This window comes from Arcobacter sp. F155 (assembly GCF_004116455.1).
Lineage (GTDB): Bacteria > Campylobacterota > Campylobacteria > Campylobacterales > Arcobacteraceae > Halarcobacter.
Genome location: NZ_PDJU01000049.1, coordinates 1 through 422, shown reverse-complemented (window position 1 = coordinate 422; position 422 = coordinate 1). Strand labels below are relative to the sequence as shown.

The window sequence follows — 422 nt, the reverse complement described above, 5'->3', positions numbered from 1 at the left end:
GTTAGAAAATACCTTCGAATGGATGGGGAGTTATTAAAGCTATTGCTAAGGCTCGGTATTCCAGCGAGTATTAATATGATATTAGTTTCATTATCTGAAATTGCTGTAATCGCGTTTGTAAATCGTTACGGTTCGGATGCAACAGCTGCTTACGGAGTTGTGAATCAAGTTGCAAGTTATGTACAAATGCCAGCAGTTAGCCTTGGTATTACAGTTTCTATTTTTGCAGCACAATCAATTGGGGCGAATCAATTTGATCGATTGCAGAAAGTTGTGAAGGTCGGAATTATTATGAACTACGTCATCGGTGGTGTGTTAATAGCTCTTATTTACTTATTCTCAAGAGACATTTTATCACTATTTTTAACGAGTCAAACAACAATTGAAATTGCTCATAGCTTAGTTATGATTACGTTATGGAG

The 422-nt window shown here is 36.3% G+C and carries 1 protein-coding gene; it reads left to right on the top strand.

The features are described 5' to 3' along the window. Positions 1-18: 18 nt before the first annotated feature. The coding region (locus CRV03_RS14025; protein WP_258239116.1) for an MATE family efflux transporter at positions 19-422 on the top strand (404 nt) is incomplete at its 3' end.